Genomic DNA, 22,059 nt, shown 5'->3' with positions numbered 1-22,059 from the left:
CTATTAAAAAAGTTATATCCAGCTTGCCAGACAGGTACGTCCAGCTGGCAGGCTGCAAAAATATAACTTCTTGCGTTCGAAAAAACTAATATTTACACTTTTCGCAAACTTTAGCTCGATTGTTTGTACGATTGAAGGTAGGCTGTCTTGGATGTACGCCGTCCGATAAGTTTAAAGAATGTGATAAACTTCTCTTTATCAAGTTCTAGCGCTCTTGCGAAGGCATCTTCTTCCTCAGAGTTTTGGTAATCTTTCATGTATTGCTCACGTACCAGTCCGGCTTCAGTCAGTTCAGCGGCAGCCTCTATTTCTACAAGCCCCGTTTTTTCCCAAAGCCTGCGCCACCAATCTATGGTATGAATAAAGTACCAGTAGTTCTGATAATCTTCTTGTAAGAACTCGGGCACTTGGTTGTGACTTTCTATCTCTTCGGTAAAGCAAACATCCACAATCGCGATGTGCCCTTCTGGCTTGATGAAACGGGCAATGTAAGGCAGGTACTTCTCGTCGGTGCCAAAATAGGTATAGGAATCGACTACGATCACGGCATCAAAATACTCTTCAGGAAAGGGGAGGGAGCGGGCCTCCATCTCGAGCGGAAACACCTTGTCCTCGCAGCCCTCGCTGCGAATGCGCTCGTAGTTGTCGCTGGCTGACACTGCCTCGTCCACGGCCCAAACGGAAACTTCAAATTCCTTTGCCAGAAAAATAGAGCTGATGGCCTTGCCGCAGCCGAGGTCGAGCACGCGCATACCGGGTTTCAGGTCAAGGGACTTGGTGAGGCTCTCGAGGTTGAAGAGCACGTTCTCGCCCATAGAATGCTTGCGCACCCATTTCGGGTCATATTGAGAGGCCTTCGGGAAGGCGCGGCGTAGGCTTCTGTTTGGCATAGGTAGAATAGGTATAGAATGCCTTGCAGCTTACGCGTTAGGTATAGGGAGGGTTAGTGGCCTAGTCGCTCTATTTCGTCAGACAGGTATACCTTGTCAACTTTTTGGTCTTGGGCAGCGACCCGCAACATGGCGCTGGCCACGGTTTCAGCTTGAATGGGGCGATATTTGCGCATCGGGCCGAACATCAGTTTAGAGAGAGGCTTCATGATTCTGGCACTGATCTCTTCGCCGGTGCGGTGCTCTTCACGCTCTCCCAACAGGAGCGAAGGTCTGAAGATGTGCAGCGCCTGAAAGCCCAGCGCCCGAACGTCCCGCTCCATCTCACCTTTCACGCGGTTGTAGAACATACGGGACTTGGCATCGGCGCCCATAGACGAGACCACCAAAAACTGACTGGCATTACGGCGCAGCGTGATCTCCGCCAATTGCGTGACATAGGTGTGGTCTACTTTGTAGAAGGCTTCTTTGGTGCCGGCTTTTTTGATGGTGGTACCCAAACAGCAGAACACATCATCGGCGGCCAGTTCCGAAGCGCTTTTTTTGAGGTTGTCGAAGTCGACTATTTGCTGGTCGAGCTTGGGGTGAATGATGGCGAGTTCGCGGCGGCCTACGGAAATCACTTGACTGTAGCGGTCGCTTTGCAGCAACATGCGCAGCAAGTGGCTGCCCACTAGGCCGCTGGCGCCGGCAATCAGTGCGGTTCGGGTTCGGTGCATGGAGGTTTGCGTTTCGCTGAATTACGTTATTGTCCGCCACATAGGTTAATAAATGCGGAGCTTTCCTGTAAATAATCCAGTATAGGCTATTCTTGTTTAGAAATCAGCCTCCATCGTGACCCTAAGGTATAGGTGCTTGCGCAGCTTACTCGTCGCTTTTCAGTCGGATGTGGTCCGTGTCGATCTCGATCTTTCCCTCTTTGTATAGTCCGCCGATGGCTTTTTTGAAGACCTTCTTGCTCATGCCCAGCATGCGATAGACCTCGTCCGGGCTGCTCTTATCAGACAGTGGCAAATAGCCTTTAGCCGCCTCCAACACCTCCATTATTTTATCGGTTGCTTCATTAGATTCGCTCAAACCTGTGGTACCCGGTTTGCGGAGCGTCACATCTATCTTGTTATCCGGGCGGATAGTCTTGATATAGCCACGCAGCTTGTCACCCATGTGTAGTTCTTTGAACACTTCGTTCTTGTAGAGCATGCCCATGTGACGGTTGTTGATGATCACCTTGATGCCGATCTCGGTAAAGCCGGCTACCAGCAAATCCACTTCCTCGTTCTCGGTCAGCTCGTTAGGCGCTTCGTCGTTGTGCAGGTACTTGCCCAGTTTAGTGGTGCCTACGATGCGATCGGAAGTCTCATCGAGGTATACATACACACAGTACTTGCGGCCGGGGCGCATTTTCTCCTTTTGATTGTGCAGCGGTACCAGCAGGTCTTTCTCCAAACCCCAGTCCAGAAAAGCACCGAAGTCGGTGCTGTCTTTGCAGGTCATGCAGGCAAACTCCCGCACGGTGGCGTTGGGCGTCAGGTTGGTGGCAATCACACGGTCCTCGGAGTCGCGGTACACGAACACGCGCACTTTATCGCCTACTTTGGCCCCCTCCGGAATGTACTTGCGGGGCAACAGAATGTCGCCGTCTTCAGAGGTCAGGTACATGCCGAAGTCTACTTCTCGTGCTATCTCCAGTTCGTTGTAATTGCCAAGATCTACCATGGTATTGTTGTGATAAGTATAGAATGCTGCAAATATAGCGAAACCATTTCAGGTATAGCCTTCAGGTTTCGGCTGTTCCCCTTATACCTGTGTGGCGGGGCAAAAGGATACAAAAAGGGATGTTGACTGGGAGATAGGTGAAGTAATTGGCATTTTAAAGAAAAAAAAACAGGCTGCCCAGCTGGACTGCCTGTTTTGTAAAGTATAGCTAGGCCGATTATTAAGCCTTTGCCTTTTTCGTGGTTTTGGATTTACCGTTCTGTCCTTTGGCTGGGTCACCGTCTTCCTCCATGATATCACTTGGCTTGGCGATCAGACCGATGGACAGGCCGTCTTCACCCAAGAAGTGCTCGATGTGGTGGCAACGGTCCTCAGTTTTGATCAAGATGCCTTCCAGTAATGCCTTAGTGGCGAAATCTTCTTGCTCAAAAGCTTTCTTGATGGACTTGCGCAACTCCACGGCGATCGTCTTTTCGTCCTGCATGTCTTTCTTAAGCATCTCGCGGATGCGGAACACGCCTTCTTCCTCGTGTGCGATGTAAGAGAGCTCGATCTGTTTTGCCGGATGGCAGGTAGGGCAGTAGCCCATCACAGTCAGGCGTTCGGCAATGGCGTCGTACTGTTCGTGAATCTGGGTATAGTGTTCCTCAAAGAACAGATGCAGATCGCGGAACTGCGGGCCTTCCACCATCCAGTGATGCTTGTGGTACTGGTTATACAGGGTGATGAACGACGACAAATGACGGTCCAGTTCGCTGGCCATAGCCGTAGCCGTGGTTTTTGACAGCCCAACCGGGTTGCCTTCATATTCTGATTTTTCTCTTAGCTTTTCCATGTTCAGGGTTCGTTAAATTACTCTGTCTTTGTACCCCAATCAGCTCAAAAGGATACAGAAATTTTACCTGAACTCGGCTATGCCGGGCTGTGTGAAGCGGAAGTCTTCGAAGTCGTAGTAGGGGCGTGACGACTCGTAAATGCGCAGGTTGTTGAAGTTCTCGTTGTTCGGAATCTTCGGGTAATAACCCACCAGAATCTGGATCGTGCTGAACGACAGATATTCATTGCGGAAGCGTATACCTGCCCCAAAGCCGCGGTAGGGCGTGCTTCTGAAAGGGGAGCTACTGTTGCCGTACGAGAGCCAAGCCACATCCGCAAAAACCAACGTCGCCAGCCGGAAGCCGAACAGTTTGAAAGGGGTATAGAGGTTGGCTTCGTAGTTGATCACCACACGGCGATTGCCACGCAGTAAACCGGAGCGGAAGCCGCGCAAACCCTCTTCGTTGTTGATGGAAAGGAGCTCTTCGGGATTGCGGTTGATGCCGATGGTGCTGCGGCCCAGAATAAAATGACGCAGCTTCCAGTTTCCGTTTTCATACAGCCGCGTAAAGTACAGCGACTCCAGCTCTAGCATGCCTTGTTCCCAGTTGCCGTTCCTGATGAAGGAGCCATAGCCGGCGCGGCCGTAGAGGTAGCCAAAGTCCTTGTTGTAGCGGGCAAACGAGAGATCGAGCCCTGCGTAGCGGCGGTTGAACACGTCGCCCCGCTCGTAGCCATAGGAAGCCGATACAAGCGTACCAGCCGGAACGTCCTCCGTTCGACCAAAACCATACAGGTAGCGGTCTTTGTAGTAGCGGCGCACGCTGTAACCCACACTGGCAATACCCAGCGTATTATCCTGAAAATTCTCGGTGGGCTTGGTGTAGAAGTTAGTGTTGATGACACGCAGCGCCGTGATCAGGCGGCCGCGCGGCTCAAAGCCCAGGTTGTAACTCTTAAACTTAAAAGAGCGGCCGAGCCATAAATCCTGCCGGTGATAGCCGATCTCTGCAAAGCGCTGGATCGTGTCCTCAGGCACAGGCGGCAGCAGGAGCTGTTCGTCTATCTTGCTGGCCCCGACAGCACCGGCATAGCGGGTGTTGGTGGCAAAGAAGTCGCGACGCAGAAAGGCGCTACGCTCTTTGTAAAAATTCTGATCGTAGTAATTGATGTCGGCTGTGATGTACGTGTTACCGATGTTCTCCACGGTGTAGCCAGCTGTGGTTTCCCATGGCCGGGGCGCGTTCATGTTAAAGCGGTAGGAGCCCCGCACCTGATGGCCAAGACCGAGAAAATTTAGCTCACGCAAGGCTACTCTGCCCATGCCCGAAGGGGGGCTGTAAGAACCTGACCCGCCCAAACTGAAGATGTCTTTGGTGATGACCAGCACATCCACGCTGTCTTCGGTGGTGGTGCGCTCATCCACAATGATGCGGGCATCGAGCAAGTAATCGGTCTGGCGCAAGAGACGCTCCGACTCGACCAGCGCCAACGGCTCCAAGGGTTCCATCCTCCGGAAGAGTAACTTGTTGCGCACCAGATGCCGGCGGGTTTTTACGTGCAGCGAGTTGCCGGCCTTTTCCATAAAGTTGCGCGGTACACGGGTTGTGTCGTGTATGGAATAGCCCAGTGCATCCAGCGTCATGATGTTGACCCGCCGCACCACTTTATAATTATGCCGCTCATATTCACGCTGTATCAATTCCGCATCCAGCCCCAGTACTTCCTCATCCCTGCGGTCGAAAACCAGTATCGCCTTCAGCATTTTACCCATGATGGTCTTGCGCTCAGAAATTTCGCGCAGGTTGCTCATCACACGCTCGTCAAACTTTTGCTTGATGGTATCGGTTGGTGCTGCAACACTATCCTTGCGGGTCGGAACTTCCTGCGCCTGCGCTTTACCGACAAACAGCAATATGCCTACAAGGCAAGCCATTGCAAAACGGAGAAAGAACACAGGAGACAAGACCATGGAAGTAAGAGGATGCTTAAGCCGATAAACTACGTGTTTGTACGCTTCAACCTCCTAATATACTCTTTTTGTTCTGATATGTAGCATTTAGGCCCTTTACCCCGATTTTACGTTTTGCTAAAAAAGTTAGTAACACCGAGATGTGGATAGCATGTTGATAAATATTATTGCTAATAATATTGGGGTTTGTGCTAAAGCTTTTGTAATTTTATAACCATCAAGCAGATAGAAGAAGCGAGAATGAACGACAAGATAATAGGTAAACTAAAAATATTAGCAGATGCTGCCAAATACGATGTTTCCTGTTCGTCAAGTGGAGGAAAGCGCAAGAATGAGAACAAGGGCTTGGGCAATGCGGAAGGTATGGGTATTTGTCACAGCTATACCGAAGACGGCCGTTGCGTTTCGCTATTGAAAATCCTGCTGACCAATTTTTGCATCTACGACTGCGCCTACTGTGTAACGCGCAAAAGCAATGATGTGCAACGGGCTGCTTTTACGGTGCAGGAAGTGGTGGACTTAACTATCAACTTTTACCGTCGCAATTACATTGAGGGGTTGTTCCTGAGTTCGGGCATTTTCAAAGATGCCGACTATACCATGGAGCGACTGGTGCGGGTGGCTAAGAAGCTGCGACAGGAAGAGAAGTTCAATGGCTACATCCACCTCAAAACCATACCGGGTGCGAGTGATGAGTTGATAAAAGAAGCTGGCTTGTACGCCGACCGCCTGAGCGTGAACATTGAGTTGCCTTCTGAGCAAAGTCTGCAGAGTCTGGCACCGGAGAAGAACTATGCCGAGATCTTGTTGCCGATGGGCTCGATCAAGAACCAGCTGGTGCAGGCCAAAGAAGAGAGCAAGCTGTTTAAGGCAACGCCGAAGTTTGCGCCGGCCGGGCAGAGCACGCAGTTGATCGTAGGGGCTACCGCCGAGAGCGACCGCCAGATATTGCAGTTGTCGGATCAGCTATACAAAGGGTATAACCTGAAGCGGGTATACTACTCTGGTTACGTGCCGGTGAGCACCGATAGCAGGCTGTCGATTATAACGGCTCCGCCAATCATTCGTGAGAACCGCATTTACCAAGCCGACTGGCTGATGCGCTTCTACGGTTTTGATGTGAAGGAGATACTGGACGAGGCGCAGCCGAATCTGGATCTGGACATAGACCCGAAACTGGGATGGGCGCTGCGCAATCGGCATTTCTTTCCGCTGGAGATCAATACTGCCGACTACGAAATGATCCTGCGTGTGCCGGGAATCGGAGTGAAGTCTGCCAAAAAGATCGTATCGGCCCGGCGGTTTGCGCCGCTGCACTTTGACCACCTGCGCCAAATGGGCGTGGTGCTGAAGCGTGCCAAGTACTTTATTACCTGCCAGACCAGAAGTCTGCAGCGGCAGGACTTTGACTCAGAGCAATTGCGCCGCCGCATCTTGTTTGGCGAGGGCTCCGTGCGAAGTGCGCTGCTTACGCAGCAGCTGGACCTGTTCCGGCAGGTAAGCTAAACTTTAAAAAGCGTGAGATGGAAGAGGGGAGAGAGGAAGACAAAACAGACTTGTGTAACCAAACAGATCATACATCATTTCAAACCATTCATAAGACAATGAGAAATTCTACTAAAGTTGCCCGTGTTTCCTGCTGCTGTAAACTCAACATGCTGGTGCCGCACCTCCAAAGCCTTTCCTCCAGAATGCAGCACGATGGCAAGCGTGACAAAAGCCGCGCAAACTTCAGTACAAAACAGTAGTAGAACAGCGCTTGCAGATGTACTTCTATACCTACGACGGCTCTTTCGAAGGGCTGCTCACGGTTGTGTTTGAGGCATACGAGCGTCAAGGCTGGCCCACCGCCATCGAGCCCGAGCAACTGGCTCAGCCTTCCATGTTCGGCGAAACCGTGCAGGTGGTCACCGACGAAACGAAGGCCAATCGGGTCTGGCACGGCTTGAAGAAGCGTCTATCGGCTGCTGCGCTGGAGTCATTGTACTATACCTACCTGTGGGAGCAGAGCGGTTTTGAGCGCCTCATCTTCGACTATGCACGACTCGTGTTCGACTCGCCTGAGAGTGTAGAGGGGAATTATACCGCCCCCTTTATCTTACAGGTGCAGCAGATCCACAAGCAGGTGCACCGCGAAAAGCACCGTATGGAGGCTTTTGTGCGCTTCCAGAAAACAGCCGATGGTCTGTACTACGCCAGCATATCACCCGACTTTAATGTGCTGCCCCTAATCGTGCGACACTTTGAGAAGCGCTACGCTGATCAGCGCTGGGCAATTTACGATTCGTCACGACGCTACGGTGCCTATTACGATCTGCAGCATACCAGCTTTGTGCAGCTGGAAAATCCGGCCCTTACGCCAAAGCAGCAGGGTAAACTCAGCTCAGACCAGTACGATGATAGTGAGACGCGCTATCAGATGCTGTGGCAGGTATACTTTGACCACGTAAATATTCCTGAGCGCAAGAACCCCAAATTGCATCTGCGCCATATACCCAAGCGCTACTGGAAATACCTTTCTGAAAAACAGCCACGACTTCAGTAAAAAAGCCAAGTGTGTAATTAACTGTGTTTCAGTGTTCTTTTATAACAATAGATACACATCCGCGCTTTCCGCTGAAATTTTTCACAACACAGGACAACCCGGAAGGCCATTTTGGAGTATAAGTGTATATAGATATTTTATGAAACCTATTCAGTCGGGACTTACTAAGTAAAATAGTAGGTGTAGTCCGCTGTCCTTCATTATCTTAAAAAGAACCATGAATACACGCGTACGAAAAAAACTCATTCAAGTAGCCCGCGGTCGCGCTCACCTGATGTCATTCCAAAATCTGATATTAGAAGCCGAACTGGGCCTCAACCTCGAAAACACTTACGAGAAGTCGCAACTCAACGAAGTAATCGACGAAATTTCTGAATCTGAGCATGCTGCGGGACGTCCGCTGCTGAGCGCCTTGGTGCGTGTCAAAGGGCGTCAAAACCAAGGCGACAGCTTCTTTAAGCTTTGCGAGCGCTTAGGCTACGGCGATTGGAAAACCCTGAAGCGTGACCACGAATTTCTAGAAAGACAACGCGAAACCTGCCGCGAGTTCTGGCAGGACAGCAAGAATTTTTCATCCTACCTGTAATACTGAGCAAAGAGGCGGGCTCACCTTCACTCCCAGAGCCCGTCTCTTCGCTAATTTTACCCCTCTCATCTGAAGCATTATAAATCCAATCGGTTAGCCTGTGTTATAGGTTATATTATTTATTAAAATTATATAATTTACAATAATAGTAAACCATTTTATTCGATTGGATTTTTATAAGTATTTGCTTTTCTGCAGTGTCCCAAAAATAAGTTAAGTTTATCTGTTTTTGATTACTGGTGCTAGTTTATCTCTTGGATTATAAAGTTTAAGAAAACTGGACTGCAATCATATTATATAAATTATAAATAATTCATATTGACTATATAGGATAATAATATTTAATTTATGGATCGGTTTGTTGAAGTATCCAGCAGGTAAAGTATTAAAACTGAGCACTTCCGGCACGCTGAAGCATATCTATAAATTTAATCTTTATTTGCCTATGAAATTGCAAACCTCTACCATTCTTGCAGGTCTCGCTATGTTCTTTTTAATCGGAACTGTTAGCGTCTCTGGCCAAACTTATCCAGTAAAATTCGGAAAGATTGATGATTCGGAGTTGACTATGCGTAACTACGAACAGGACACCAGTGCCGCTGCAGTTGTGTTGTCCGATGTAGGTTACTCTTATTTCACTTACAACAAGGGTTTTAGAGTCATATTTGAGCGGCACACTCGTATTAAGGTACTGAAAAAGTCAGGCTATAATGCAGCAAACGTTGAAATCCCATTTTACCAGAAAGGCACTAACAAAGAGCAGGTTTACAGCATTAAGGGCTTTACCTATAACCTAGAGGGAGGAAAAGTAACAAAAGATAAACTAGATTCGAAGGCAGTATTCAGCGAGCAGACAAGCGAAAACTGGCATATGAAGAAGTTTATGATGCCAAATGTAAAGGAAGGCTCTATTATAGAGTATTCGTATACAATTTCGTCTGACTTCCTGTATAACCTGCGCGAGTGGGAGTTTCAAAGCACTATTCCAGTGGCTCACAGCGAGTATAAGGTGCGCATTCCGGAATACTATGATTATAAACTTCTGCAACAGGGTTATTTAAACTTCAACGAGGCTAACAGGGAGCGTGGCAAGGAGAATTTCACAGTTACATGGTCTTCTGAGATTGTGCCAGGTATAGGAGGGGGAAGAACATCGGGTGGCTCTTCCGTCGTAGAAGCGGAAAACACGACTTACCACTGGGTGGTTAAAAACGCTCCGGCACTGCGCCCCGAAAGCTATATCACCACTCTGCGGGATTACCAGTCCAAAATAGAGTTTGAACTGCAGTCGGTGAAGTACCCGGGACAGACAGTGCAGATGATGACTGGCAACTGGGACCAAGTGACTAAAGAGATGCTTGATTCAGACCGGTTTGGTGCCCAACTAAACCGAAAGGGTTTCTTTAAGAATGACATCGCTGCTATAACAGCCAAGTACACCAAACCGGAAGAACAGATGGCAACGATCTATGACATGGTGAAAAGCACCATGAAATGGAACGGTAAATACGGTATTTACATCTCAGGTCCTCTACGCAAAGCTTACGAAAATAGAACGGGTAGTGCCGCTGAAATCAATCTCATGCTTGTAGCCATGCTGCAAGAGGCGGGCATCGACGCGGCCCCTGTGCTAGTAAGCACGAGAGAGCATGGCCGTCCGCCTCAGGAAGCCCCGATGCTCAATAAGTTTAACTATGTAATTGCTCATGTGGCAATTGATGGAAAAGACTTGCTGCTTGATGCTACTGATCCTTTGTTACAGACAGGCATGCTGCCCGTACGCAGCCTCAATGGCCAAGGCCGCCTGATCAAGCAGACAGACCAGCGCTGGGTAGCCCTGCAGCCTATAATGAGTAATATGAAGCTTTATAACGGCATAATGACCATCGATCAGAGTGGCGGGATAAACGGCAACATTACAGAATCAAGAGCAGGTTATAACGCATTTACCCTTCGCAAAACTCTACTTGACGAAGGAGAAGAGAGTTATGCTGAGAAGTTCAGTAAGGAAGTCGGTAATTATAGTGTAGGTAAGCCTGTTTTCAATAACGTAAACATACTGGATAAGTCACTTGATATCAATTATAGCCTGACCGCCAGTGGCAATAGTCAGCCTGCCAATGTGATTTATGTAAATCCTATGCTGGGACAGGGAGAGAAGGAAAATCCCTTTAAGCTAGAGACTAGGCTATACCCTGTAGATATTGCCGCTCCTATAGATCAAACCTATATCTGTCGTTTTGAGTTGCCAGAAGGTTATGTGCTAGAAGAGGCCCCTCAGAATGCTATGATCTCTTTACCTGAAAACGGAGGGCGGTTTATGTATGTGGTGCAGCAAGAGGGAAGCACAGTGCAGGTCATGAGCAAGATTATAATGGCAAAGCCAGTATACTATGCCCAAGAGTATCCATACCTGAAAGAGTTCTATACCCAGATAGTGGCCAAACATGCAGAGCAGATTGTGCTTAAAAAAGTTGCCAACAACTGATTTATCTGTCTGCTTTATGAATGTGCCGATGAGAACAACAATTGTTATTCTTTTGATTGCTGGCTTGTGTCTCCGCTTATCTGATAGTCACGCACAGTCAGGCCCCTATAAATACGGGAAAGTGGGTGAGGCAGAACTCATGATGCGCAGCTACGATAAAGACACTTCCGCAGCTGCCGTTATTCTATCAGATTATGGCGTCTCTTACTTCAGCGCAGGTGGGTCTCTTAGTTTAATCTTTGAGCGGCGGACTAGGATTAAGATCCTTAAAAAGTCGGGTTATGATTGGGCTAACGTGTCTGTCCCATTGTACCAACAAGGTTCCAGAAAGGAAACGATGAGTGCTGTGAAGGGTTATACCTACAATATCGAGAACGGCAAAATAACAAAGTCCAAACTAGAACAAAGCGCCGTATTCGAAGAGCAGTATTCCGAAAACAGGCGTTCTAAGAAATTTACCATGCCTAATGTAAAAGAAGGGTCCGTGATCGAGTATAGTTATACCGTCACTTCAGACTTTATTTACAATTTGCGTGAATGGGGCTTCCAGAATACCATACCTACTGTCTGGAGCGAGTATCGAGCCAGAATTCCGCAGTATTTTGACTATAAAACACTGCAACACGGTTATCACAAACTGCACGAACCCAACGACAAGTATGATACCAACATAAATGGTTACCGCTGGGTTATGGTGGACCTGCCAGCTTTGCGTGCAGAGAAATACATTACGACACTGGGCGACTATCAGGCCAAAATTGAGTTCGAACTACAGATGCTGCGTGTGCCAGGCAAGAACGACGAAGTGATGACAGGGGACTGGAAGCAGGTGGTTGATGAGTTACTACAAGACGAACGATTCGGAAGCCAGCTCAATCGCAAGGGGTTCTTTAAGGATGGTATTGCGGCCTTGGTGAGTACGCATAGTGAGCCGGAGAAGCAAATGGCGACTATTTACAGTCACGTGCAAAAAAGCATGAACTGGAATGGTAAGTACGGGATTTATACCACCGGGGCGCTTCGCAAGGCTTTTGAGAGTAAATCCGGAAGCGCGGCCGAGGTAAATCTGCTCCTCACGGCTATGCTGCAAGAAGCCGGCCTTGATGCGGCACCTGTACTGGTGAGCACGCGCGAACACGGGCGGGTATACAAAGGAACCCCCTTGCTCAACAAGTTTAACTATGTGATTGCTCACGTAACGGTTGATGGCAAAGAATTTCTACTAGATGCCACCGATCCGATGCTGCCTGCCGGCATGCTGCCTGTCCGCAGTCTCAACGGAGAAGGGTACCTTGTAAAATCAAAAGCTGCCCGTTGGGTGGAACTGAAGCCATCAGGCCTGTATCAGAAGTACTACAATGGCAACTTAGTAGTGAATGCGCAAGGCCAAATAAAAGGCGAAGCAAAAGAGGTCAGCGGTGGCTACAGAGCGCTGTACATACGCAAAGAGATTACTGAAGAAGGAGAACAGAAGTATACAGAGAAACTCAACAAGGAAATAGGAACCTACAAAGTCAGCACCCCATCTTTTAAGAACATCAGCGACCTGAGCAGCCCACTGGAGCTGCAATATAAAGTTGAAAGTACTGGTAGTCCACATCCTGTTGATGTGATTTACCTAAACCCGATGCTGGGCCAAGGGGAGAAGGAGAATCCGTTCAAGATGGAGCAGCGGGCATATCCAGTTGATTTTGCTGTTCCGATCAGCGAGACACTTATATGTCGTTTCACTATACCTGAGAACTACGAACTGGAGGATTCTCCACAAAATGTGTTAATGAAACTGCCTAACAATGGGGGAAGCTTTACATACATTGTTGAAAAAAATGGAAATGTAGTAGAAGTAATGAGCAGGATCGATATTGTAAAACCCATTTACTACGCAGAAGAATACCCATATCTGAAGGAGCTATATAACCAGATAGTTGCCAAGCACGCAGAAAAGATCGTGCTCAAGAGAAAATAGAATCGCGCTCGCAATAGGTACAACTTTACCCAATCGTGATATGAGACCAAACTTTTACAAATTATGGATGGCCGCCTGCCTTGTGTTTATAATGCAGGTGCAGGCCTTGCCATTTAGCAAAGACCTTTCTAAAGGTGCCAATGCCATTATAGAGCAGGAGGAGACAGTCTTTACGGTTAACTCGATAAGTAATGGCACTACCTATGTGCGTTCAGTGATCACGATTCTTAATTCGGGCGGAAAAGACCACGCCAACCTATACGTGCCTTATGACAGACTTCACAAGATTAATTTTATTAAAGGCACCAGTTACGACAAGAACGGGAAGAAAATCAAGACACTGAAGAATGGCGATATCAAAGATGTAGGCAACGGCAGTGCCGATTATGAGGTGCTTGAAAACCGAATGAAGCATGCTGACTTGTCACATACCATGTATCCTTACAGGGTAGAGTTTGAATACCAAGTCACGTCGAGCAATATGCTTTTCTACCCGACTTGGATACCGCTGGTCAATAGCAAGACCTCTGTAGAGAAAGCCACCTTTAAAGTGAACATGCCCAAAGGCATGAAGTTGCGCTACCGCGAAAGTAACTTAACTCAAAAAGCCAGACAAGAGTCGACAGCCGCGCACGATGTATACAGCTGGGAGGTTAGCAACCTGACCCCGATAGAGAGCGAGCCCTACGGACCGAGCATGTGGGAAATTCTGCCGATGGTTCGCACTGCTCCCACAGATTTTGAGGTGCAGGGCTACAAGGGCAATATGGAGACATGGGAATCCTATGGCAAGTGGGTGAGTAAACTGAGTGAGGGGCGTGACGAGCTGCCGGAAGCCACCAAAGTAAAGCTGCAAACCCTTGTGGCAGGTATAGACGATCCGCGTGAGAAGATCGTTAAGATTTATGAGTACCTGCAGTCTAACACCCGCTATGTGTCCATTCAACTAGGCTTGGGCGGCTGGCAGCCTTTCGAGGCCAGTTTTGTGGATGCCAAAGGTTACGGTGACTGCAAGGCGCTCACCAACTATACGCAGTCTATGCTCAAGGCGGTAGGTATACCTTCGATTTACGCCTTGGTGAATGGCGGTTCAAATGACCGAGGCGTTCTAACTGATTTTCCAAGTCAGCAGTTCAATCACGTCATTTTGTGTGTGCCCATGAAGCAGGATACCCTGTGGTTGGAGTGTACCAGCCAAATCGAATCAGCTGGCTTCTCCGGAAGCTTCACCGGAGACCGACATGCCCTGCTTATCACCCCAGAAGGAGGAAAGTTGGTAAAAACGCAGGCCTATACCGCCAAGGACAACCTGCAAAGTCGCACTGCCGCCGTAAAGCTGGATGAAACCGGAAACGGGATGGCGCAGATACAGACACGCTATACCGGAGTGGAGCACGAAGACCACCGCGACATCATCCATAGCCTGTCCCCCGAGGAGCAGCGCAAATGGCTGTACCGCAACATCGACATACCTGCTTTTGATGTGAAAAGCTATTCGTTTGATCTTAAAAAAGGCCGTATGCCAGAGGTAAACGAAACACTGGAGCTAAACCTGCGCCAGTGTGTGACGGTGAGTGGAAAACGAATGTTCCTGACTCCAAACCTGATGAACCGCTGGGCTTCGGTACCGCAGAATACCGGTAAGCGCCAGTGGGATGTGGTTCGCTCCACGGCTTATACTAACATCGATACGGTCGTTTATGAAATGCCGGCTGGCTATACCTTGGAATTCAAACCCAATGATACCCACTATGCTACTGAATTTGGCAACTACAGCGCTTCAGTGCAGGTAGAGGAACAGCGTATTATCTATACGCGTGTGTTGGAAATGCACAAAGGCCGCTTTAAGCCAGAGGTGTATGCCGCTATGGTTGAGTTTATGAACAATGTGTACAAAGCTGATATGCAACAACTGGTATTTGTGAAAAACGTGCAGTAAATCAGTTCTTTACAAGAAGTTAATGCAGCCCCATGGAAAATATTTTCCGAGGGGCTGCGTCTTTTCAGGAGGGACGCCGTCCTCAAGGTGTAAATCAAAAGCATCACCTTAAAAAGACAAAGCCATGAAAAGATTCCATGTGAATGTGCGCGTTAAAAAAATACACGAGTCACTCGCTTTTTACACAGCGCTGTTTGGGGCAAAGCCAACTGTGCTGAAAGAAGACTATGCCAAATGGATGCTGGAAGACCCACGCATTAATTTTGCTATTTCGCTGCATCCCGAAAACGCAGGTATAGAGCACTTGGGTATACAGGCCGAAAGCGAAGAGGAACTGGCAGAAGTATACGGCAGGCTGAAGCAAGCCAAAGGCGCCATCCGGGAGGAAGGAAAGTGCACTTGCTGTTATGCCAAGTCAGAGAAGTCGTGGATAACCGACCCGCAAGGCGTAGACTGGGAAGCCTTCTATACCTTCGGAGAAGCCACTGTATACGGTGAAGGTACAAACGCCCGCCCCACTGCCACAAACCAAGAAGCTGCCATTTAGTACAAAATAAAACTACTAGGCCGGACCACGGCAGGTATACGCCATACCTGCCGTGGTCCGGCTATTTTTATAGGTGTCAATGGAGGTATTCTTGAGTTTGTCTTTTCCATATTTTTCTTCGTAAATTGATGTGTGGATTCATTCTCGACTAATCATAAAATCGTTGCGCCATGGAAAATAAAAGCTGCCATACTTGCTCAGGTGATCAGGTTGTAACGCCAGTAGACACCTGTTCCGCCGTAGCGCCTGTCTACCTAGCGTACGAGGACAAACTTAGAGGCTTTGTATTGAAGCGCGTGAAAGACAAAGACGAGGCCAACGACATTCTGCAACAGCTCTACGTGAAGCTCTACAAACACTGCGAGCAGCTGCAGGATGTGCGCAACATGAATGCTTGGCTCTACCAAATAGCCCGCAACGCCGTGTACGACTATTACCGCGAGCAGGGGCGCACCATGCCGATTGAGGACGAAAGCAAACTGGAAGAACAGTTTAGTCAAGAAGCAGGACATCCAGATAGTGAGAATCTTGTGCTGCCACTCATTAATATGCTTCCCACCGAATACGCCGAGCCCCTTCGTCTGAGTGAAATAGAAGGGATCAGTCAGAAAGAGATCGCTGAGCGGTTAGGGATGTCCTATTCGGGCGCCAAGTCGCGTGTGCAGCGCGGCCGTGAGAAATTGAAAGAACTGTTTCTGGAATGCTGCCATCTGGAGCTTGATAGGAAAGGTGCTTTGGTGAGTGCCACAGCAAAGGAAAGTTGCAGGCCGTTGCAGGTGCAATTAAAAGGGAGTAGGGATTAAAACCTATACCTTGCCTGCACTCGAATGTCAGATCTTCTCGGTCCTTCAATCGTCTCCAAACCCGAACCGACTGTTCTTTGGTTGCGGTAGTGCGTCAGGCCGTATTTTACCCAAACATCCATTTTGCGCATCGGCCTGAACTGCAACAAGGCATATAGCCGGGTGCCGCGGCCACTAAAGGCAGGTATAGAGAAAGCATACAGCACGTCCCGCTCGAAGGCATACTGGCGGGTTTCGTAATCGTCGGTGTCGAAGATGGCGTAGCGTGTGCTGAGGCGAAACTTATTGAAGTTGAAGTTAACATCTTGGGAAATGAAGTATCCCGTAGTTTGGGGCGACTCCAAGTCGAAACTGCTGAACTGCACTCTAGAGCGGAGGTTGACCACTGGCGTCGGTGTGAATTCATAATATAACAAGTAGTTTTTGCGATTGGCCTGCCCGACATAATCCGAGCTTGTAATGTTTTCGGCTATGTTGCGGCCTTTGCTTTCGGCTCGGAACTGAGCGTAAAGCGAACTCTGGCGGTTTGGCCGGAAGTAGAGCCGCAGCATGTACTCATTGCCTTGCGAAGGAGCATCTACGCGGTAGCGCAGCCACGGGAAGCGGAAGCGGTCGTAAAAAGCCGTGAGCTCCCACTTCGGAAATGGCTTGATTTTGATACCCGTGTAAAAACCCTGCTCATTGATGTTGCGTGTGCTTTCCCCAAACGAACCACCATAGAAGGTATGGAAATCGCGGGCGTAGTAGCGATAGAGCATGGCCAGCTCCACTTTGTTGGAGAGGTTGGCAGTGAGACCGTTCACGGTGCCTAGGCCACCGCTTTTGGAGATAGCCGTTTCGCCGAATAGGTATACATTCTGCCAAGTGTAGGCGTAGTTGGTGCCGATATTGTAATTGCTCGTGCCGCCAAACTCAAAACGTTGGTAAGGCAGACCCGACTTCTGAATGGGGGAACTGTAAGTGGTAGCCATCGCCGTTATACCAGTCAGCAAGGTGCGGTTGCGACTTTGGTAAGTCGCATTTCCGCCAATGATCTTTTCCCGGGCCTGCCCTTTATTTGCCAGTTCGGTTGGTGTACGGTGGAACCCCGTGGTCTGTATACCTGTAAAGAAGTCCCCAAAGTTATCCAGCGTATCTAGCTGCGCCTGCAAGTTCGCATCTACTCGTTTGCTTGACACAAAGCCCGTCACATCCACCCGACCTAAAGTATAAGTTGCGGCTGCGCCCCGGTAAAAGGCGTGCTCCAGCACTGAACTGTAAGGCCTTATTCCCACGTTTGGTCGACTGACAGTCGTGATGGTCTCGCTGCCTTTGCCGACACTATAACCCGAAGAAAGCAACAATCCCTGTCCGAACTGCAATTGATAATCGCCTAAGGCAATGGTCTTAAATTTACCCTTGTTGTAGAGTTGCAAATGGGCTGAGTAAAAGTCGAAGCCGTAGCGACGGGTGCTGGAATCCCAGATGAACTGTTCGCCTGCGTCTTTCTCAGCGGTAAATCCCAGACTGTAGTCGCGCGTATGACTCACGCGGTAGCGCATCAGCACTTTATCCGGTGAGCCGAGGTAGCGCGTTGTGGAGCGGCTGCTCGTGTCGACGGAGGTATAGCCGCGGCGCTCCTGCAGGGTGCGTTCGTAGCGGATGATCAGCGCATTGTTGTCTTCGCCCACGATGCGTTGCAGCAGCGGGCGCTGGTCGGCGTTGAGGCCAGCATTATCTACCCGGACAAAGTAGACCAGTTTGTAGATCGTGATCAAGTCAAAATCTGGTATAGCCTGCAGTTCGTAAATGCTGAGCAGAGGGCCGTTTTCCTGGATGTGGCGGAAGAAGGAGGCAATCTGCGGACGGGACAGGATGTAGAGTGAGGCTAGTTCTTCGGGTGTGGTTCGGTTGAGGTCGATGGGGCGCTGGAAGTATTGAAAAAGTGTTTCGTAGAAGTCTTCGTAGGGCACGTTATCGTCTTCCTGCTGCGCAAAGAGCTCTTGTACGAACAGGTCGAAATCGAAGGTCTGGCGTGGGTAGTCCTGTGCCTGCGTCGGCAACCAAATGCAAAGTATCAGAAGGAGCGTCGCTATACCTTGTCTCATCCGGTTTTACTTTTGAAAGGTATAGGATAGCGACAGATGATGGCTCACACCCAGCAATGTGGTGGAGCCGAAAGCGTAATCGGCGATAAGTTGGCGAGCCTTAAAACCTATGCCAAAAGTAGCACGGTTGGTAAGGGTGCTAAAGCCCGAGCGCAGGGCCACTTTCTCCTGCAAAAGCTGGTACTCTATACCTGCTTTGAAGTTGGCGGGAAAGTCGATGTGCTTTTCGGTTTCGGCGAGTAAAAGGAGTTTCTGGTAAGGTCGATAGCCGAGACCGGCTTTCATGATGGTGGGTAGTCGCTCGTCGTCGAAAGCGGCCAGCTTGGCTTGGTTGACATTGTAGGCATAGGCTCCAAAAAAGAATCCCGGCACAATCTCCGCCTGTCCGCCCACCGAAAACGCCACGGCTTTGCGACTGCCAAACCCTTCAGCCGCGACCTGCCACAAATCAGCCTTCACACCCAAGCTAAACTGCCCCAACTTGTGACCTACACCCACTCCCACGTGCTGCTGACTGAAAAGCTCATCGCCAAAACGGCTCATGCTCACACCGTAGTTGCCATACTTGGCAGTAGGGTATACCGCTTGCAACGTCATTGTTGAGAAGGCTCGTATACCAAAACGGTTCTCCGCATAAGCACCAACTTGTGCTTTCTCGAGGCTAGCTATACCTGCCACATTGTTGTTGAGCGCCCAGAGGTCAGGCAGCGTGACAGAGGCATTTCCCAACGCAGCGGCACGTGCACCCGCAGGCACATCGGCCTGAGCCTGTGCGAGGCAAGGCAGTAAGAGGAGCAATAAGAAATTAAGTTTGTTTTGTAGAGGTTTCGCTATCCCATGTAATGTCGATTTATAGCTAAAGTGCTATGTACGAGGGTGTAGGAGGAGGGTTTGTTAGAATTAGGATTTTTAACGATGAACAGGATTGATAGACCCATAAAGTACCCATGCCCCAGAAATTTTCAGATCAACATGATTAGAATGTTTACAACTGTACGGATAGGTCCCGGCCCAATGCCGTCAACTTAAGAAGCATAAACCCTTGTTGTCATCTCGACAGAATGGAGAGATCTGGATACTTTGAGAGCAAAAGCAATATTTCAGATTTCTCACTGCGTTCGAAATGACAGGAAGATCCTTAAGTTGACGTCATTAGATTGCGACCTGTCCCTACAAACATATCCACGTAAGTATTCCAGAAATCCAGCTCATCGTTAAAAATCCTAACCCAATAAAAAAGGCGCTGAGGAATATCCCCAGCGCCTTTGCTTTATTCAGTTAAGAATCAGCTTAGTTTTTTACTTCAACTGTTGCTCTTCTCTTACCGTCTTTCTTCTTGATCTTCACTGATTTCTTACCAGCAGCCAGATCAGCTTTCGCTTCTTCGATGGCTGCGTTCAGCAACTCAGTTGAGCCGTTGTCAGAAGCACCGGCGGCTACGCCAGCGTCGGCTGGGCCCGGGCTGTTGGTGTCTACGATCGTCATCTCGTTGATCAGGTTAGAGGCGCCCGCGTACTTGTCCACCATGAACAGCACGTAGTTGGCACTCACGTTGATGCAACGCTTGTAATCCGGGTCGTATACCAAGTCACCAGTCATAGCTTCCCAGTTACCGTCGAAGGCCAGACCGATTAGCTCACCGTTACCGTTAATCACCGGAGAACCTGAGTTACCGCCTGTGATGTCGTTGTCGGTGATGAAGTTAACGATCAGGTCACCGTCCTTGTTAGCATAGCGACCGTAATCTTTTGCTTCGTACAGCTGCTTCAGTTTCGCCGGAACGATGAATTCCTCGTTGTTCGGGTCTTCTTTCTGCATCACACCTTCCATAGTGGTGAAAGTCTCATACGTCACACCGTCGTAAGGCTTGTAGTTCTTCACAGAACCGTAGCTTAGACGGATAGTTGAGTTAGCATCCGGGTAGTATACCTTGTCCGGGTTCATCTGACGCAGACCGGCTACATATAGGCGATTCGCACGGGCCAATTTGGCATTGCTTTCACCCAGTTTAGGCGCAATATTCTGCTGATAGTTTTCCAGAATTGAGTTCACCAAGGCGAAAGCAGGGTCGTTGGCCAGTTGCTTCTGCGTAGGGTTGTTCAGGAACTGATCCACTTTCTGCTTGTTCACCACAAACGAGTTGCTGTACACGTGGTCAGCCAGTTTGTTGAAGTCGCCTTTGTATTTGGCTACCATTTGCTTGAAAGCTTCTGGCTGCTGGTCTTTGGCGATGTCTTCGTGGTAGAACTTCATCATGGCGGCAAACACTTTCTTGTCAGTTGCCATGTTGTAGTCTTTGAAGAAAGCATCAGCTCTTGGCTTCAGGTCTTCAGCTGCTTTCTTAGCGGCATCGGCGTTACCAGATTTCAATGCGTTATTCAAAGCAGACATACGGTAAGCGAACAGAAGAGCTTCTGTGCCCAACACCGCTTCGTTCAGGTATACGCTGCCTAGGTTATACTTCTCAATTTCTTTGTAGGCTTCGTTCATGTCGTTCAGGGCGCTGCCATACATGGCTTTGCGCTCTGCATTGGCATCGGCCCAAGCTTGGAATTTCTTCTCGTCCGCTTGCTTGCCTTCCACCGTCTTCATGCGCTTAATGCCGTCGTTCTGACCGATAGAGTACTTGTAGTAGTTGGCAGTGGAAGCATACTTAGAGGCATACTGGATGCGGGTAGCATCGCTCTTGTCCATGTCTTCTTTCCAAAGAGCTAATTTTTTGTCACGCAGTTTAATGCGAGACTTGTTCAGTTGCTCTACGTCCAGTACCAGACCTTCGGAAGTCATGAAACGCTTCGTGCGGCCCGGGAAACCGAATACCATTGCGAAGTCATCTTGCTCCACACCGCCGATGTTGATTGGTAGGTGGTGCTTTGGCTTGTAAGGAACGTTGTTCTCAGCGTAAGCGGCTGGCTTGCCGTCTGGTGCCATGTACACGCGGAACATCGCGAAGTCACCGGTGTGGCGTGGCCACATCCAGTTGTCGGTGTCACCACCAAACTTACCCACGGCAGACGGAGGCGTACCTACCAGACGCACGTCATTAAAGCGCTCGTACACGAACAGGTAGTATTCGTTGCCGTTGAAGAAGTCACGCACGTAGGTCACATACTGACCGTTGTCGCTGGCTTCTTTGGCGATAGCCTGCGCACGCTGCGAAGCAAGCTGCAGACGCTCTTTTTCTGGCATGTTGTTATCAATGCCTTCCAGCACTTTGCCAGTCACGTCGTCCATACGCACCAGAATGTCCACGAACAGGCCTTCGTTTGGCAACTCCTGCTTGCGATCCATGGCCCAGAAGCCGTTGGTCAGGTAATCTTTCTCAGGAGTGGAGTGCGACTGAATCTGGCCGTAACCACAGTGGTGGTTTGTCAGCAACAGACCTTCAGCGGAGATGAACTCACCCGTACAGAAGCCGCCGAACTGCACAATGGCGTCCTTTAGGCTGGAGTTGTTCACGTTGTAGATTTCTTCGGCAGTCAGCTGCAGGCCTTTTTTCTGCATGTCAGCGTGGTTTAGGCGCTTGATCAGCATCGGCAGCCACATACCTTCGTCCGCCTTTGCGAAGGGAACGCAAAGCGAAACTAAAAGAAGGAGTGAAAGGATTCTTTTTAACATGAAATTTTGTTTAGATTAGTTAAACTGTGACAAATTTATCTAAAAATTGCGTTACCTAACAGTTGTTCGGCAAATAAAACGCAACT

Annotated in this window: 17 protein-coding genes; 9 read left to right on the top strand and 8 right to left on the bottom strand. The window is 49.2% G+C overall.

The genetic code is table 11. The features are described 5' to 3' along the window. Window positions 1–110: 110 nt before the first annotated feature. The 5 genes from Q1A04_RS06955 to Q1A04_RS06935 all read right to left on the bottom strand — a co-directional run bounded on the left by Q1A04_RS06955 (window position 111) and on the right by Q1A04_RS06935 (window position 5,358). Window positions 111–890, bottom strand: coding sequence for a methyltransferase domain-containing protein (locus tag Q1A04_RS06955; protein ID WP_299703039.1), 780 nt, complete (start codon window positions 888–890; stop codon window positions 111–113). Between the two features lie 53 nt (window positions 891–943). Beyond that, window positions 944–1,609: an oxidoreductase gene (locus Q1A04_RS06950; RefSeq protein WP_299703037.1), complete on the bottom strand. Its 666-nt coding sequence runs from the start codon at window positions 1,607–1,609 to the stop codon at window positions 944–946. A gap of 145 nt (window positions 1,610–1,754) precedes the next feature. Then, window positions 1,755–2,606 (bottom strand): S1-like domain-containing RNA-binding protein, encoded by an 852-nt coding sequence (locus tag Q1A04_RS06945; protein WP_299703035.1) that lies wholly within the window; start codon window positions 2,604–2,606, stop codon window positions 1,755–1,757. A 220-nt stretch (window positions 2,607–2,826) separates the two neighbouring features. Next, the gene (locus Q1A04_RS06940; RefSeq protein ID WP_299703033.1) at window positions 2,827–3,441 is read right to left on the bottom strand and encodes a ferritin-like domain-containing protein; all 615 of its coding nucleotides are present in this window, start codon (window positions 3,439–3,441) and stop codon (window positions 2,827–2,829) included. Window positions 3,442–3,504: 63 nt separating this feature from the next. Next, on the bottom strand, window positions 3,505–5,358 hold the full coding sequence (locus tag Q1A04_RS06935) for a hypothetical protein (RefSeq protein WP_299703031.1): 1,854 nt from the start codon (window positions 5,356–5,358) through the stop codon (window positions 3,505–3,507). Window positions 5,359–5,634: 276 nt separating this feature from the next. Between Q1A04_RS06935 and Q1A04_RS06930 the strand changes: the two genes are divergently transcribed. From Q1A04_RS06930 to sigZ, 9 genes are all read left to right on the top strand, one after another. Then, the gene (locus tag Q1A04_RS06930) at window positions 5,635–6,900 is read left to right on the top strand and encodes a putative DNA modification/repair radical SAM protein (RefSeq protein ID WP_299703029.1); all 1,266 of its coding nucleotides are present in this window, start codon (window positions 5,635–5,637) and stop codon (window positions 6,898–6,900) included. A gap of 98 nt (window positions 6,901–6,998) precedes the next feature. After that, window positions 6,999–7,142: a hypothetical protein gene (locus tag Q1A04_RS06925; protein WP_299703026.1), complete on the top strand. Its 144-nt coding sequence runs from the start codon at window positions 6,999–7,001 to the stop codon at window positions 7,140–7,142. A gap of 17 nt (window positions 7,143–7,159) precedes the next feature. Then, the gene (locus Q1A04_RS06920) at window positions 7,160–7,939 is read left to right on the top strand and encodes a TIGR03915 family putative DNA repair protein (RefSeq protein ID WP_299703023.1); all 780 of its coding nucleotides are present in this window, start codon (window positions 7,160–7,162) and stop codon (window positions 7,937–7,939) included. A 217-nt stretch (window positions 7,940–8,156) separates the two neighbouring features. Beyond that, on the top strand, window positions 8,157–8,525 hold the full coding sequence (locus Q1A04_RS06915; protein ID WP_299703021.1) for a hypothetical protein: 369 nt from the start codon (window positions 8,157–8,159) through the stop codon (window positions 8,523–8,525). A gap of 445 nt (window positions 8,526–8,970) precedes the next feature. Further along, window positions 8,971–11,013: a DUF3857 domain-containing protein gene (locus tag Q1A04_RS06910; RefSeq protein WP_299703018.1), complete on the top strand. Its 2,043-nt coding sequence runs from the start codon at window positions 8,971–8,973 to the stop codon at window positions 11,011–11,013. 28 nt (window positions 11,014–11,041) lie between these two features. Continuing rightward, the gene (locus Q1A04_RS06905; RefSeq protein ID WP_299703015.1) at window positions 11,042–12,979 is read left to right on the top strand and encodes a DUF3857 domain-containing protein; all 1,938 of its coding nucleotides are present in this window, start codon (window positions 11,042–11,044) and stop codon (window positions 12,977–12,979) included. A gap of 40 nt (window positions 12,980–13,019) precedes the next feature. After that, window positions 13,020–14,918 (top strand): DUF3857 and transglutaminase domain-containing protein, encoded by a 1,899-nt coding sequence (locus Q1A04_RS06900; protein WP_299703012.1) that lies wholly within the window; start codon window positions 13,020–13,022, stop codon window positions 14,916–14,918. Window positions 14,919–15,042: 124 nt separating this feature from the next. After that, window positions 15,043–15,465: an ArsI/CadI family heavy metal resistance metalloenzyme gene (locus Q1A04_RS06895; protein ID WP_299703009.1), complete on the top strand. Its 423-nt coding sequence runs from the start codon at window positions 15,043–15,045 to the stop codon at window positions 15,463–15,465. Between the two features lie 170 nt (window positions 15,466–15,635). Beyond that, window positions 15,636–16,268, top strand: coding sequence for an RNA polymerase sigma factor SigZ (gene sigZ / locus Q1A04_RS06890; protein WP_299703006.1), 633 nt, complete (start codon window positions 15,636–15,638; stop codon window positions 16,266–16,268). On the opposite strand, the gene Q1A04_RS06885 is transcribed toward sigZ, so the two are convergent. The 3 genes from Q1A04_RS06885 to Q1A04_RS06875 all read right to left on the bottom strand — a co-directional run bounded on the left by Q1A04_RS06885 (window position 16,265) and on the right by Q1A04_RS06875 (window position 21,973). Further along, window positions 16,265–18,355, bottom strand: a complete 2,091-nt coding sequence (locus tag Q1A04_RS06885) for a hypothetical protein (RefSeq protein WP_299703004.1) — start codon at window positions 18,353–18,355, stop codon at window positions 16,265–16,267. The two genes, sigZ and Q1A04_RS06885, sit on opposite strands and share 4 nt — an antisense overlap. Before the next feature lie 6 nt (window positions 18,356–18,361). Beyond that, complete coding sequence (locus Q1A04_RS06880; protein WP_299703002.1) at window positions 18,362–19,153, bottom strand: hypothetical protein; 792 nt, start codon at window positions 19,151–19,153, stop codon at window positions 18,362–18,364. Between the two features lie 492 nt (window positions 19,154–19,645). Continuing rightward, window positions 19,646–21,973 carry a S46 family peptidase gene (locus tag Q1A04_RS06875; protein WP_299703000.1) on the bottom strand — a complete coding sequence of 776 codons (2,328 nt, stop codon included), beginning with the start codon at window positions 21,971–21,973 and terminating at the stop codon, window positions 19,646–19,648. Window positions 21,974–22,059: the final 86 nt, after the last annotated feature.

It is taken from the genome of uncultured Pontibacter sp. (genome assembly GCF_947499215.1).
GTDB lineage: Bacteria > Bacteroidota > Bacteroidia > Cytophagales > Hymenobacteraceae > Pontibacter.
The sequence above is the reverse complement of the archived record's forward strand: the minus strand, read 5'-3'. Positions and strand labels throughout refer to the sequence as shown.